This is a genomic window from Azoarcus sp. L1K30 (assembly GCF_018122735.1).
In the GTDB taxonomy this organism is placed as follows: domain Bacteria; phylum Pseudomonadota; class Gammaproteobacteria; order Burkholderiales; family Rhodocyclaceae; genus Parazoarcus.
Window position 1 is genome coordinate 3,958,110 of sequence record NZ_JAGRRD010000001.1, and the last position, 14,265, is coordinate 3,972,374.

Sequence of the window (14,265 nt, forward strand, 5' to 3'; positions counted from 1 at the left end):
AGTCGGATCGAACCCTCACCCCGGGATTCACATCTCTTTCAAGTCGATCGGGCCGGTCTTCTGGCTCGCCATCTTCCTCATCCGCCGACCTTCCCGGAAAGAAACCCAGTGGTCATCAGTGTTGCAGCGGATTCGTCAGGCTTACAGCAGCGGGGGCTGCGCCGGAGTGGCTGCTCGCATATGCAAGCAGCGTCACCGGACTTCCCGTTTCACCCGTCATGAGACTTCATGACAAGGCACCCGGATCGAATGTGGAGCGGAGCTTAGTCGAGATCGGTGGCGATTTGCAAGCTGCCCTTACGGCAAGCAGGGGAAGGGCAATGCATGGCAAGCGGTGCGCTACACTGCAGCCCTGCCCGTCGGAGACCTGATTGCATGCCTTCCAAATCCGCTTCGCTTGCCTTCTCCAGCGCGGAGATCGCTGCCATTTACCGCGTGATCGCCGAGCGTCGCGACATGCGCCACTTCTTGCCCGACGCCATTGACCCCGCCGTGCTGCGGCGATTGCTGTGGGCCGCACACCATGCACCCAGCGTGGGCTACATGCAGCCCTGGCGCTTCATCCGCATCACCGACCGGGGCTTGCGTGAGCGTATGCATGCACTGGTGGAGGACGAGCGGATTGCGACCGCGCAAGCGCTGGGCGAACGTGCGGAAGACTTCATGAAGCTGAAGGTCGAAGGTGTGCTCGATGCCGGCGAGGTGCTGGTCGTGGCCCTTGCAGAAGGGCGCGAGAAGCATGTTTTCGGGCGTCGAACGCTGCCCGAAATGGATCTGGCCTCGGTCGCGTGCGCCATCCAGAACATGTGGCTGGCTGCACGTGCGGAGGGGCTGGGTATGGGGTGGGTGTCGATTTTCGACCCGGAGAAGCTTGCCGGCCTGCTGGCCATGCCCGAAGGGGCATGTCCGGTCGCGGTGCTGTGCATCGGCCACGTCGAGGCCTTCTATCCGAAGCCGATGCTGGAAATCGAGAAATGGGCCGAACGTATGCCGATCGAGGCGGTATTGTCAGAGAATGTGTGGCCATCTTCGGCTGATTGAGATCGCTTCCGCCAGAAAAAAGAAGGCCACCTTGCGGTGGCCTTCTTCACATGTGGAGCGGTGCGCTTCAGCGATCAGCGGTTGCCGTTCCCCGTTCTGGCGGAGAACAGTGCTGCGCGCGGTGCGGTGTTGCGGCGGTCGGACGACTGCGGCGCGCGATTGCCATTGATTTCGCTGCGGCCGCGGTTGCCGGCATGGTTGCCGTTGGGTTCAGGGCGGCTGGGGGCGGCGCGATTGCCATCCACTTCTCCAGCCTGGCGCGGCGCGGGACGAGCCCGGTTGCCGTCCGTCTCGGTGCGGGCGCGCTGAGGGCCGCGGCTGGCAGGCTGCCCACCGTTTGCGGGGCCACGGCCGCCGGGACGGTCGCTGCGGCCGGCGGTTGCACCGCTCCTGCGTTGTTCGCTGTTGTTGCGACCGCCGCCGCCACCGCGACGTGGCATCGGTTCGCGGCGCTGGTCTTCGTCATGCGACTGTTCTGCCGTCGCACTGGGCACGAAGCCTTCGGCCGTGGCGCGGTCGACCTTGCGGTGCATCAGGCGTTCGATTGCGCTCAGCAGCTTGAGCTCTTCGCGGTCGACCAGCGAAATCGCATGTCCGGCCGCGCCGGCACGGCCGGTGCGACCGATGCGGTGCACGTAGTCTTCGGGTACGTTCGGCAGTTCGAAGTTCACCACCTGCGGCAGTTGATCGATATCGAGACCGCGCGCGGCGATGTCGGTGGCCACCAGAACAGGCAGCGAGCCGTCCTTGAACTGGGCCAGGGCGCGTGTGCGGGCCGCTTGGCTCTTGTTACCGTGGATGGCTGCAGATTCGATGCCGTGTTTGGTCAGATATTCGGCCAGCTTGTTGGCGCCGTGTTTGGTGCGGGTGAACACCAGTGCCTGAAACCACTGGCGTTCCTTTATCAGCCAAGCCAGCAGTTCGCGCTTCTGCTTCTGGCCGATCATGTAGGCGGCCTGTTCGACGCGCTCGGCGGTGGTATTGCGCGCAGCAACCTCTACGCAGCCCGGATTGTGCAGCAGGCCGTTGGCTAGTTCACGAATCTCGTCGGAGAAGGTGGCCGAGAACAGCAGATTCTGGCGTTTCTTCGGCAGCAGTGCGAGCACCTTTCGGATGTCGCGGATGAAGCCCATGTCGAGCATGCGGTCGGCTTCGTCGAGAATCAGGATCTCTACGCCAGACAGGTCCAGCGTGCGCTGGCCGACGTGGTCGAGCAGACGGCCGGGTGTCGCCACCAGAATGTCGACGCGCTTCTTCAGCGCCGAAATCTGCGGATTGATGTTGACGCCGCCGAACATCACCATCGAGGTCAATGGCAGGTGCTTGCCATAGGTTTTCACCGATTCTTCGACTTGGGCCGCGAGTTCGCGGGTCGGCGTGAGGATGAGGCAGCGCGGGCGACCGTTCGGGTGCGGATGCACATGCGTCTGCGACAGCAGGTGCAGCACCGGAAGCGTGAAGCCGGCCGTCTTGCCGGTGCCGGTCTGTGCGGCAGCGAGCAGGTCACCTCCGGCGAGTACTTGCGGAATGGCCTGGGCCTGGATCGGCGTCGGTGTTGTATAGCCGGCTTCCGAAATGGCGCGCAGCAAGGGTTCAGCCAGTCCGAGACCGGCGAAATTTGATTCTGTGTTCATGCGAGAAAATGCTCCAGCGACGGCCTGTCGTGCGCAGGGCGTACGACACCAATCGAGGCGGGCGGGATTCGTGACCTGAAATGGTCGTTGGAAAGGTTGCGGCCGATTGGTCGGGCACGCAACAGCCTTGCACTATAGAGTGTTCGGGCGCGGAAAGCGAGAACTGGCTGAAATCAGGTGACTTTTTCCGATATGTACAGCGATTCCTATGCCTTTCGTGCAGTATTCGATTTCGCTGGCAGCGCGTATATTTCGTCTGGCTTTGCCGTCCGTGCCGGAGTGCGTGACCATGTATGTATCTCGTTTCCGAATGTTCGACCTACGTCCGCGCCTCGCACGTGCGCTGGCAGCCATCGCACTTGCAGGCCTGCTGGCAGTGAGCCTGCTGCTGCTGTTGTCGTTCTGCGGCGTGTTGCTGTCATTGCAACACAGCTGGAGTGCTTTGATCAGCGGCGATCCCGTGTCGACCGCGGTCTCCAGTGTGAGCGCCGTGGTGTGCGCCTACCTGTGCGCCCGTATTGCCTCCATGCTGTGCGTGTCGCCGCCCGAACCAGCCGGCGTCCGTTTGCCGCGCGATGCCGCGCCCGAGTTCTATACGCTGATCGACGATATCGGCCGTCAATTGAGCGCGGACGGAATCGACCATGTGTGGATTACCCGCGATCCGAATGCTTCGGTCTTGCAGCGGGCGCGCTTGGGCTGCCTGGGGAGGATCGAAACCCATCTGCTGGTAGGACTGCCGTTGGTGCATAGTGTGTCGCGTGCGCAACTCGCAGCCGTGATGGCGCACGAGTTTGCGCATCTTGCGTTGCAGCGAAAGGGCACAGGAAAACTTGGCGCACACCTCAGGGCGTGGTGGCTGAGGGTGCTCGATGCAATGTGCGAGGACATGCCGCTGATGGCGCCGGCTGTCGACCGTTTTTTGCGCCGCTTCTACCGCGATTTGCTGCGACTGTCGCGCATCGAGGAGTTCGAGGCCGATGCCCATGCCGCAAGGTTGGTGGGGGCCGGACTGCTCGGCGAGACCCTAGTCGAAGTCTCGCTCAAGGAACGCTTCCTGCGCCAGGATTACTGGCCCAAGGTGATGGCGCAAAGCGAGACACGTGTGCGCCCGACCATTCGGCCCTATCGCGAAATGGGGTTGGGGGTCGAAACCGGGTTTCTGCGTCCGGAGTCGGTGCGTGCCGCGACCGAAGCATTGATGGCCGATGGTGACGAGGTGCCCTTGCCCTTTCATCCCGCGTTGCATCAGCGACTGCGCGCCTTGAGGGTGCCGCTGCGTGCCGCATCGGTCGACCGGCCGTCGGCTGCGCGGCATTATTTTGCCCCCATCCTGCCGGCGCTTTCATGGGTGTTCGACCGCGCCTGGTGGCAGGATGCGCGTCCGGGCTGGCGCCGGCATTATCGCGGCGCCCGGCGACGCAGCCAGGACTGATCGCTGCGCGACCGGCCCGGGAGCTCGAGGGGTGATGCTTGTTTGCGCTTGATCATCTTCCCCGGGGTACTTGAGCGCTATCATGCGGGTCCGAATTGATGCCCGCTCCCGCCCGTGTCCGATGGCGTGGCAGCGCAAAAACTATGATCATGCCCTGGCGCAAGTTCGGCTCACGCCTGCTTGAACGATGTTCGTCACTGCTACCCGGCAGACTCCGTTTCGCCGTCTATGGGAAGCTGATCCGTTGTGACGCAGTCTTGTCGGAAAAGCTGGTGTTCAAGCTCGCCGAAACACGTGAGGAGCTCGAAGCCTGTTTTCACCTCCTGCACGACGCCTATGTCGATGCCGGCTTCATGCAGCCCGACCCGTCCGCGATGCGGGTCACGGTCTACCACGCCCTGCCGACGACCTCGACGCTGTTGTGCCGGTACGGCGAGAGGGTGGTCGGCACCTTGTCGCTGATTCGCGAGAGCGCCATGGGTTTCCCGATGCAGCGCATCTTCGACCTCGACGCCGTCCGGCGCCAGGGAGGGAATATTGCGGAGGTCTCCGCGCTGGCTATCGATCCGCGCTTTCGATCGGCGAGCGGAAAGATCCTGCTGCCGCTGATGAAGTTCATGTACGAATACGCCACCCGGCAATTCGATACCCGCCATCTCGTCATTGCAGTCAATCCGCGACATGTGGGCTTTTACGAAGCGGTGTTGTGTTTCCGGCGTCTGGCGCAGCGGCCGGTGGCGCATTACGATTTCGTCAATGGTGCGCCTGCGGTCGGGGCGCATCTTGATTTGTCCACGGCGCCGGCCGTGTATCGACGTCGCTACGACAAGCTGCCACCCGCGAAGAACCTGTTCCGGTATTTCACCGCGACCGTGGTGCCCAACATCCGGTTCCCCGAGAAGCGTTTCTACACCACGACCGATCCGGTCATGACGCCGGCACTCATCGACCATTTCTTCAATATTCGTACCCGGGTGTTCGCCGGACTACGCAGTCGCGAATTGATGCTGCTGCATTCGATTTACGATCTGCCCGAATTCAAGGGGTGTCTGCCGCCCGTGCCCGATGGCGTACCGCGCTCGGAAATGCGACGACGCACGCACCGACGGTTTCCGGTGATGTGTCCGGGTGAGTTCCGCACCAATTCTCTCGGGCTGCGCAAACGCTACGGTCTGAACGTCTTCGAATGCTCGGCGTCGGGGTTCCGTGTCCGTGCCGAACGTGCACTGCCGGTCGGCGTCAGCGGCGAAGTGTCCATCGACCTCGGGGCATCGGATCGCAGCGAGATGAAAGTGACGGTGCTTCGGCGCGGGTCCCACGATGACAAAATTGCGCTGATCCGAATCGATGATGCCGATCTGGCCTGGCGCAAGTTCGTGAGCGCCTTGAGTCAGGCGCGCACCCACGAAGAGCTCGACGAGGCGACGCGGTTCATTTGAGCTGTACTGCCGCGCGCTGGCGTGCGTTATCGAGTTGTTCGCACAGCCGCGCTGCGCCGTCGAGAATCCGGGGCGTGTGCCGCTGGATCAGCGTCGGTGGAATGAAGAACAGGTTGTTCCGCGCAACGGCGGCAAGACTTGGCCAGCGCCGCCATTGGTCCAGCCATTCCGGGCGCTCGTCGCCCATGCCGCTGGCGACGATGGCCTCGGGGTTGGCAGCGAGCACGGCCTCGACACTGACCGTGGGCGCGAGCTGGGGCAGCGCCGCGAACACGTTTTCGCCGCCGCACAGCCGCATCACATCGCCGATGAGGTGTTCGCCATTGATCGTCATCAGCGGGCGGTCCCACACCTGGTAGAAGGTGCGAACGGGTGACAGGCCCGAATAGCGTGTGCGCAGGTCCTGCAGGCGAGTTCGGTACTGTTCGGCTGCAGCCCGTGCGATGGTGTCGGTGCCGGCGAGGGTGCCGAGACTCTCGAGCGCGCGCGCAACGTCATCGAGGTTGCGTGGTTCGTTGATGTATACGGGGACGCCCAGTGCCGCCAGACGGTCCAGGTGCGCATCGCGATTGCCGCTTTTCCACGCCACCACGAGGTCGGGCTTGAGTGCGATCAGCGCCTCGAGATCCACGTTGTTGTAGCTGCCAACATGCGGCAGCGACTTGGCAGCCTCAGGGAAGTCGCTGTACGACACGACCCCCACCACCTTGCTGCCCGCGCCGGCCGCAAACAGCAGTTCGGTCAGGTGAGGCGCGAGGCTGACAATGCGGCGCGCCGGTTGGGCCAGAGTGAGATCCGTGCCGCTATCGTCACGAATGCTCACCGTCGAGGCGGCAGCAGGCGCGCCGTTCAGGCTGCAAATAAGCGCGAATGCGGCGGCGAAGTATCTGGCGTTCATCGACGAAGCTCCTTGATTGCCGTGGATTGAAGCGTATCGGCCAGGCGTTGCCAGCCGTGCTCGTCGGGTGGCAGGCCGAAGCGCAGACTGGCGGGGGCGTCGAAATGGCGAACCAGAATGCCATGGCCGGCGAGCTGGTGGGCGATGGCCCGTGCTGCCGGATGTTCGAACCACTTGAAGAGGGCAGGGCCGCGCACGTCATCGAAGCCGGCGTGGTGCAGCAGTGAGGCGAGACGCTCGCCATCGGCCTGCAGTCTGCGTCGGGTGCTGTCGTGCCAGGCGCGGTCGCGCAGCGCAGCCTGCACGACGGCGCGGGCGGGGCCGCTCACTGTCCACGGGCCCAGCCGGGCGCCGAGGGCGGCGCGCAATGCCTCAGGCGCGAGCACGAAGCCGACGCGGGCACCGGCGAGGCCGAAGAACTTGCCGGCCGAGCGCAGGATTACCAGGCCCGGATTTCCCGCACAGGCAGCCAGGCTCTCCGACGGATCGGGGTCGATGAAAGCCTCGTCGATCACCAGCCATCCGCCGCGCGCGGCGAGGCGCCGATGCCAGTCCAGGAGCCGGGTGCGAGGGTAGTGCGTTCCCGAGGGATTGTTGGGATTGACCAGCACCAGTACGTCCGTGCTGTCGATACAGGCATCGATGCAGTCGGGGTCGGCTGCAACGCGCCTCAGTATGCGCCCGCGCCAGGCGTGCGGATGCTCCGCGTACGTAGGCGCGGGAATGGTGACAACCCGCCCGGGAATCAGTTCGGGCAGGCTCTGTATCGCCGCCTGCGAACCGGCGACGGCGAGCACCTGTCCGGTGCAGTAGTAGGCCATGGCCGCGTCCTCGAGACCGTCGTTGTCTTCCGGCAGGCGGTGCCAGGCATCGGGTGCAAGTGCGGGAACCGGCCAGGGTCGTGGATTGATCGCGGTCGACAGGTCGAGCCAGTCCTCGAGCGCAATGCCATACTTGGCGGCGGCAATCCGCAGCCGGCCTCCATGCTCAAGCATTCCATTGCTCCAGTGCGAAAGCGAGCAGGGCTGAGATGGCCAGCCATAGCAGCATGCCGCGATGTACAAGCTCGACGGCGGCGCGAATCGAACCCGCATCGGGCGCGGTGCTGGTGCCTAGCGGCGGGCGCGCTTCCGCCTTGCCGTGATAGATGGCAACGCCCCCGAGGGCGACGTCGAGCGCCCCTGCCCCTGCTGCCATGACCGGGCCGGCGTTGGGGCTGTCCCAGGCCGGTGCCTGTTCGCGCCAGCAATGCAGCGACTGACGGGTGCGACCGAGGACGGCGTAGGTGAGCGCGGTCAGGCGTGCCGGCACCGCATTGAGCACATCGTCGATGCGGGCGGCCGCCCAGCCGAAGCGCAGGTAGCGGGGCGTACGGTAACCCCACATCGCGTCCAGGGTGTTGGCCAGGCGAAACAGCAGTGCGCCGGGCCCGCCGAATATCAGGAACCAGAACAGGGCGCCGAAGACGGCGTCGTTGCCGTTCTCGAGCACGGACTCGGTGCCCGCACGGGCGATGCCTTCGGCGTCGAGCCTTGCCGTATCGCGGCTGACGATCCAGGCGGTGCGTGTGCGCGCTTGTGCCAGGTCCCCGGATTCAAGGGGGGCCGCGATGGCTTCGGCATGCTCTGTCAGGCTGCGCGCACCGAGGGCGAAGTACAGCAGGCCGATATCGACCACCCAGTGCGCCTGCGGATGTAGCTCGCGCAGCAGCAGCGCGAGCCCGAGCCACGGGCCGGTCGCCGCGACCCACGCCACGATGCCGGCCAGACGCGAGGCGGAATGACCGCGCACTCGGCTTTCGATCGCGCTTGCCCAGCGGCCGAATCCAACCAGCGGGTGGTAGCGACGGAATTCACCGAAGCGGCGGTCGAGCAGCAGGCCGGCGGCCAGCTTGAATACGGCGAGGGCGAATGCGGACATGATGATGGTGCGCCGGAGCCTCGGGGCACATGCGATGACAGGGGCTGGAGGTTACGACAAGCGGTGACCGTATGGCAAAGGCTTGTCGCCAGCAACAATTGTGCTCGCGGACGATGCCGACATCCGCAAGGACGGATTTCCGGAATGATGCCAATCATCGGTCAGGTCCGCACCGGTCTGACCGACGTGCGTCCTGTCAGCCGATCATGCCGGCGCCGACGGTGTTGTTGGTGCTTTCGTCGATGATGATGAAAGCGCCGGTGGCACGGTTGGCGCGGTAGGGGTCGGCGACAATGGGTTGGGCGAGCTTGAGCGTGATGCGGGCGATGTCGTTCATTGCCAGGCTGGTCACCGGCTGCTGCTCCAGCGTATTGACGTCGAGCCGATAGTCGATCTTGGCGATCTTGGCCTTGGCTTCGCGGGTGGTGTGGCGGACCAGATAGGTCCGCGCCGGTGACATCGGGGTTTCCGACAGCCAGCATACGGTGGCGTCGATCTGCTTGATGGCGCTCGGCGCTTCGACCGTCTTGACAATCATGTCGCCGCGCGAGATGTCGATTTCGTCTTCCAGCAGCAAGGTGACCGATTGCTCATGGATCGCGCGTTCGAGCTGGTCGCTGCCGAGGCTGATGGCCTTGACCTTGCTGGACGCGCCGGACGGCAATACGGTGACCGCATCGCCGATGGCGATTTCGCCCGATTCGACCCTGCCCATGAAGCCGCGGTAGTCGTGCAGTTCGGGGTTCGCTGAGTCGTGTGGGCGGCACACGAACTGCACTGGAAAACGGAAGTCCTCGGCCTGTTCGGTGTGGGCGGCCGGTGCGGCTTCGAGAATCTCGAGCAGGGTGGGGCCGGCGTACCAGGGCAGGCGTTCGCCACGGTCCACGATCATGTCGCCGGCCAACGCGGAAATGGGGATGAAGCGCACGTCCTTGATGCCGAGCTGGCCAGCGAAGGCGAGGTAATCCGCCTTGATGCGTTCGAAGGTGGCTTCGTCGTAGTCGACGAGATCCATCTTGTTCACCGCGACCAGCAGGTGAGGGATGCCGACCAGGCTGGCGAGGTAGGAATGGCGTCGGGTCTGGGTGAGCACGCCCTTGCGCGCATCGATGAGGATGATGGCAAGGTTGGCGGTGGAGGCCGCGGTGACCATGTTGCGGGTGTACTGCTCGTGCCCCGGGGCGTCGGCGATGATGTACTTGCGACGGCCGGTGGTGAAGTAGCGGTAGGCGACATCGATGGTGATGCCTTGCTCGCGCTCGGCTTGCAAGCCGTCGGTGAGCAGCGAGAGGTCGACCGCGGTCATGCCGCGCTTGGCCGAGGTCTTCTCGATCGCATTCATGGTGTCGGCGAGGATGGTCTTGGTGTCGAACAGCAGGCGGCCGATCAGGGTGCTCTTGCCGTCATCGACGCTGCCGCAGGTCAGGAAGCGCAGCAGGCCGTTGTCGATCTCGGGCAGTTGTTCAGGTGCGGACATGGTCATTTTTCCAGTGATGCTTTGAACTCGGTTCAGTACGTGCGGGGTGTTCTCCCTCCCCTTCAAGGGGAGGGCTGGGGTGGGGATGGGTTGTTACTGGGCGTTGTGCGGAAACCCATCCCCCTCCCGGCCTCCCCCTTGAAGGGGGAGGAGTGCTTGTTCGATCGGCCTCCGCTTTCAAGGAGAGGCGTGCTTGTTCGATCTACCTCCGCTTTCAAGGAGAGGCGTGCTTGCTCGATTGGCCTCTGACTTGACAGGGGGCCTTGGTCGATCAGAAATACCCTTCCTTCTTGCGCTGCTCCATCGAGGCCTCGGAGGTCTGATCGTCCATTCGCGTCGCGCCGCGCTCGGTAATCGTCGTGGTTGCGGTCTCGGCGAGAATCTTCTCCACCGTGTCCGCGTCGGACTCAACCGGCGCCGTGCAGGTAATGTCACCGACGGTGCGGAAACGCACCAGCACGTCTTCGACCTTGTCGCCAGGCTTGGCCGGCGTCACGTCGGTGACTGGCTGCATCAACCCGTTCTTGCGCACCACCGGACGGACATGGGCGAAATAGATCGACGGCAGCTCCAGCTGCTCGCGGGCGATGTACTGCCACACGTCGAGCTCGGTCCAGTTGCTGATCGGAAATGCGCGGATGTTCTCGCCCTTGTGCGAGCGTGCGTTGTACAGGTTCCACAGCTCGGGGCGCTGGTTCTTCGGGTCCCACTGACCGAACTCGTCGCGAAAGCTCATGATCCGTTCCTTCGCGCGTGCCTTTTCCTCGTCGCGACGGGCGCCGCCGATACACGCATCGAAACCGAATTCCTCGATCGCCTCGAGCAGCGTCACCGACTGATGCTTGTTGCGCGACTCATCGGCCGACTTCAGCACCACCGTACCGCGCGCCATCGAATCTTCGACCGAGCGCACGATCAGGCGCTCGCCCAGCTCGGCAGCCCGTTTATCGCGGAAGTCGGTCACTTCCTTGTAGTTGTGGCCGGTGTCGATATGCATCAGCGGGAAGGGGAAGCGACCGGGGCGGAAGGCCTTTTCGGCCAGGCGCAGCATGCAGATAGAATCTTTGCCGCCGGAAAACAGCAGTACCGGGTTCGCGCACTGGCCGGCCACCTCGCGCATGATGTGGATGGCTTCGGCCTCGAGCCAGTCAAGGTGGGAGAGCGTCTGTTTGGTCAGAGTCGACATAGTCTGGTGTTACCGCTTCGAAAGTTGTCTGTCGTCGCTGCGCAATGCCCGCAAGGCGGCGCGCAGGCCGGCGCGGAGGGCGAGGATACGTTGCATCAGGATGGTCGTGTACATGGTCAGCTCTTCTTGACGTGAAGCCCGCATTCCTTGGACTCGGGGTCTTCCCACCACCAGCGCCCGGCGCGCACATCCTCACCGAGGGCGATGCCGCGCGTACAGGGCGCGCAGCCAATGCTCGGGTAGAACTGATCGTGCAGCGCGTTGTAGGGCACACCGTGCAGGCGCAGGTAGGCCCACACTTCGGCCTCGGTCCAGTCGGAGAGCGGATTGATCTTCTCCAGGCCATTGCCGGCATCGAACTCGCGTACCGGCAGCCCGGTACGGGTCGTCGATTGGGCGGCGCGCAGGCCGGTGATCCATGCCTTCTTGCCGGCAAGCGCACGGCGCAGCGGCTCGACCTTGCGTATCTGGCAGCAGGCCTTGCGCAGGTCCACCGAGTCGTAGAAGGCATTGATGCCTTCGGTACGAACGTATTGCTCGACCGCCGTGGCGTCGGGGAAGTACACCTTGATGCGGGTGTCGTAGCGCTGCTCCACCTCGCCCATCAGCGTGTAGGTCTCGGCCGGCAGGCGCCCGGTGTCGAGCGAAAAAATCTCGATTGGCAGCTTGCGGTCGAGAATGAGGTCGGTCAGCACCATGTCTTCGGCGCCGAAACTGTTGGCGAAGGTCAGCTCGCCCGACCCGCCGAGTTCGGCTACGAGCCGCTGCAGAAGACTGACCGCGGTAGCCGCTTTGCGCGCAACGCTGTCGCGCAATTCGGGGGTGATGTCCGGATTGGTGGCCGGATTTCGAGGCGTGTTTCCAGGCCGGATCATGGATACGGTGGTGCTCATGCCGCCACCTTTCGCGTGACTCGGCGGAACAGCGGTTCGGCGCGGTCCACCGCACCCTGGTACGGGTCGGAAAAATCCTTCAGGCTTGCCAGTGCCGCCTCCAGCTGAGGACGGGTGTAACGCCCTGTTGCGGGCTGGAGGCTGTCGAAGCCACAGCGCGTCAGGTAAGAGAACTGGTCGCGCAGCACTTCACCGATTGCGCGCAGTTCGCCGCCGTAGCCGTGACGGGCACGCAAAAGGGTGGCGATGGAGTAGCCGCGACCGTCCGCGAACTTGGGAAAGTCGACCGCGATCAATTGCAGGCGCAGCAGGTCGTCGGCAAGGGTTGCGGGGTCTTCGGTGCCAGCCAGCCAGACGCCGAGTACGCCGGCTTCTGCCTGTGCGCCCAGCGTGTCGCGGCGTGCAAGCCAGACCGCCAGCGGCACGATCACGCGGCCGGCGGGCAGTTCGACACTGGTGGCGTCCTCGCCTTCACCGAGTCGGAGCACAGTCCAGTCGTCTTCATGAATGACGCCGTGCTTGATGATTTCAGACATGGGCTTGCTTCCTTGCTTCGCGGTCGGCATAGACGCGCGTCTTGAACGGATCTGCGCCAACGCGGCGCACGGTGTCGATGAAACGCTCGTCGTCGTGACGATTGGCGGTATAGGTTTCGATCAGCGAGCTGATGACGTCGGGCATCTCGTCGGCGGCGAAGGACGGGCCGATGACCTTGCCCAGTGCGGTGTCGTTGCCCTGGTCGCCACCGATGCTGACCTGATACCACTCCTGGCCGTTCTTATCCACGCCGAGCACACCGATGTGGCCGACGTGGTGATGACCGCAAGCGTTCATGCAGCCGGAGATGTTGATTTCGATCTCGCCGATGTCGTGCAGGTAGTCGAGATCGTCGAAGCGGGCCTGGATGGCATTTGCAATCGGGATCGACTTGGCGTTGGCCAGTGCGCAGAAATCTCCCCCGGGACAGGCGATGATGTCGGTGAGCAGGCCGATGTTCGGCGTTGCGAGGCCGGCGTCGCGGGCCGCCTCCCACACGGCGAAGAGGTCGGACTGTTTGACGTCGGCCAGCACCAGGTTCTGCTCGTGGGTGACGCGGACCTCGCCGAAGCCGAAAGCATCGGCGAGCACGGCGACGCTGTCGAACTGATCGGCGGTAATGTCGCCCGGGGCAATGCCGGTCTTTTTCAGCGACAGCACCACGCTGGCGTAGCCGGGTTGCTTGTGAGCGCGTACATTGCGCCGGGCCCAGGCGGCGAAAGCCTTGTTTGCAGCCAGCTGGTCGGTGTAGCCCGCGTCAGATGCCGGCAGTGTCTCGTAGGACGGATCGACGAAGTGGTCGGCGACACGATGTACTTCATCGACGGTCAGCGTGGCCGGGCCGCCCTTGAGGTGGGCGAACTCCGCTTCGACCTGACTGCGGAAGGCGTCGATACCGAGCGCCTTCACCAGGATCTTGATACGCGCCTTGTAGGCGTTGTCGCGGCGACCGTTGAGGTTATACACGCGCAGAATGGCCTCGCAGTAGCTGAGGATGTCCTGCCAGGGTACGAAGGGGGAGATTTCTTCGCCGATGATCGGCGTGCGCCCGAGGCCGCCGCCGACGAGCACACGAAAGCCGATCCTGCCCTCGGCGTCACGCTTGAGGTCGAGACCGATGTCGTGCACCTGGATGACTGCACGGTCTTCCTTCGCGCCATTGACGGCAATCTTGAACTTGCGCGGCAGATAGGCGAATTCGGGGTGGAAGGTGCTCCACTGGCGCACGATCTCACACCATGGACGCGGATCGATGTCCTCGTCGGCCGCTACGCCGGCAAAGGGGTCGGAGGTGACATTGCGGATGCAGTTGCCCGAGGTCTGGATGGCATGCATCTGAACAGTGGCCAGCTTGGCGAGGATCTCCGGCACGTCCTCGAGCCTGGGCCAGTTGAACTGCAGGTTCTGGCGTGTGGTGAAGTGGCCGTAACCGCGATCGTAGGTGCGCGCGATGTGGCCGAGCATGCGCATCTGGTCGGCGCGCAGATTGCCGTAGGGCACCGCGATACGCAGCATCGGCGCATAGCGCTGAATGTAGAGACCGTTCTGCAGGCGCAGGGGGCGGAATTCATCTTCGCCGAGTTCGCCGGCCAGATAGCGCTGCGTCTGGTCGCGGAACTGGGCAACCCGCTCGTCCACGATGCGCTGGTCGTATTCGTCGTATTGGTACATTGCTTCTCTCAGGTGGCGGTCAGTGCGGTATGTCCGGGCACTGGTCTTGCAACGGGTTTACGGGTACGCCTGAAGAATCCGACAGGACGGCTCGCATGTTGCGTTGCATCGTAGACAGTTTGTTTAGGTTCATA

At 64.0% G+C, this 14,265-nt stretch carries 12 protein-coding genes and 1 riboswitch; of the genes, 3 read left to right on the forward strand and 9 right to left on the reverse strand.

Features of this window, described 5'->3' with window-relative positions; genetic code table 11:
* Positions 1 to 32 precede the first annotated feature (32 nt).
* A riboswitch (cobalamin riboswitch) is annotated at positions 33 to 259 on the reverse strand.
* A gap of 116 nt (positions 260 to 375) precedes the next feature.
* On the forward strand, positions 376 to 1,041 hold the full coding sequence (gene bluB, locus J5J83_RS18070) for a 5,6-dimethylbenzimidazole synthase (protein ID WP_212351338.1): 666 nt from the start codon (positions 376 to 378) through the stop codon (positions 1,039 to 1,041).
* A 74-nt stretch (positions 1,042 to 1,115) separates the two neighbouring features.
* On the opposite strand, the gene J5J83_RS18075 is transcribed toward bluB, so the two are convergent.
* Complete coding sequence (locus J5J83_RS18075) at positions 1,116 to 2,675, reverse strand: DEAD/DEAH box helicase (protein WP_212351339.1); 1,560 nt, start codon at positions 2,673 to 2,675, stop codon at positions 1,116 to 1,118.
* Positions 2,676 to 2,985: 310 nt separating this feature from the next.
* On the opposite strand from J5J83_RS18075, the gene J5J83_RS18080 reads away from it, so the two are divergent.
* Entirely contained in the window at positions 2,986 to 4,110 is a 1,125-nt protein-coding gene (locus tag J5J83_RS18080; protein ID WP_212351340.1) for a M48 family metallopeptidase, read from the forward strand.
* Positions 4,111 to 4,253: 143 nt separating this feature from the next.
* The gene (locus tag J5J83_RS18085; protein ID WP_212351341.1) at positions 4,254 to 5,549 is read left to right on the forward strand and encodes a hypothetical protein; all 1,296 of its coding nucleotides are present in this window, start codon (positions 4,254 to 4,256) and stop codon (positions 5,547 to 5,549) included.
* Here J5J83_RS18085 and J5J83_RS18090 read toward each other — a convergent pair.
* The 8 genes from J5J83_RS18090 to J5J83_RS18125 form a co-directional block, all read right to left on the reverse strand.
* Entirely contained in the window at positions 5,542 to 6,447 is a 906-nt protein-coding gene (locus tag J5J83_RS18090) for a cobalamin-binding protein (protein WP_212351342.1), read from the reverse strand. The genes J5J83_RS18085 and J5J83_RS18090 overlap by 8 nt on opposite strands.
* On the reverse strand, positions 6,444 to 7,442 hold the full coding sequence (cobD, locus tag J5J83_RS18095) for a threonine-phosphate decarboxylase CobD (RefSeq protein WP_212351343.1): 999 nt from the start codon (positions 7,440 to 7,442) through the stop codon (positions 6,444 to 6,446). The genes J5J83_RS18090 and cobD overlap by 4 nt, the downstream gene beginning before the upstream one ends.
* Positions 7,435 to 8,367: an adenosylcobinamide-phosphate synthase CbiB gene (gene cbiB / locus J5J83_RS18100; RefSeq protein WP_212351344.1), complete on the reverse strand. Its 933-nt coding sequence runs from the start codon at positions 8,365 to 8,367 to the stop codon at positions 7,435 to 7,437. Before cbiB ends, cobD begins: the two co-directional genes overlap by 8 nt.
* 196 nt (positions 8,368 to 8,563) lie before the next feature.
* A complete protein-coding gene (gene cysN, locus J5J83_RS18105) occupies positions 8,564 to 9,844 on the reverse strand; it encodes a sulfate adenylyltransferase subunit CysN (protein ID WP_212351345.1) in 1,281 nt (426 codons plus the stop codon).
* Positions 9,845 to 10,115: 271 nt separating this feature from the next.
* Positions 10,116 to 11,030 (reverse strand): sulfate adenylyltransferase subunit CysD, encoded by a 915-nt coding sequence (gene cysD / locus J5J83_RS18110; protein ID WP_212351346.1) that lies wholly within the window; start codon positions 11,028 to 11,030, stop codon positions 10,116 to 10,118.
* Positions 11,031 to 11,146: 116 nt separating this feature from the next.
* Positions 11,147 to 11,923: a phosphoadenylyl-sulfate reductase gene (locus J5J83_RS18115; RefSeq protein ID WP_212351347.1), complete on the reverse strand. Its 777-nt coding sequence runs from the start codon at positions 11,921 to 11,923 to the stop codon at positions 11,147 to 11,149.
* Positions 11,920 to 12,459, reverse strand: a complete 540-nt coding sequence (locus tag J5J83_RS18120; protein ID WP_212351348.1) for a DUF934 domain-containing protein — start codon at positions 12,457 to 12,459, stop codon at positions 11,920 to 11,922. The genes J5J83_RS18115 and J5J83_RS18120 overlap by 4 nt, the downstream gene beginning before the upstream one ends.
* Positions 12,452 to 14,131, reverse strand: a complete 1,680-nt coding sequence (locus J5J83_RS18125) for a nitrite/sulfite reductase (RefSeq protein WP_212351349.1) — start codon at positions 14,129 to 14,131, stop codon at positions 12,452 to 12,454. Before J5J83_RS18125 ends, J5J83_RS18120 begins: the two co-directional genes overlap by 8 nt.
* Between the last annotated feature and the right edge of the window lie 134 nt (positions 14,132 to 14,265).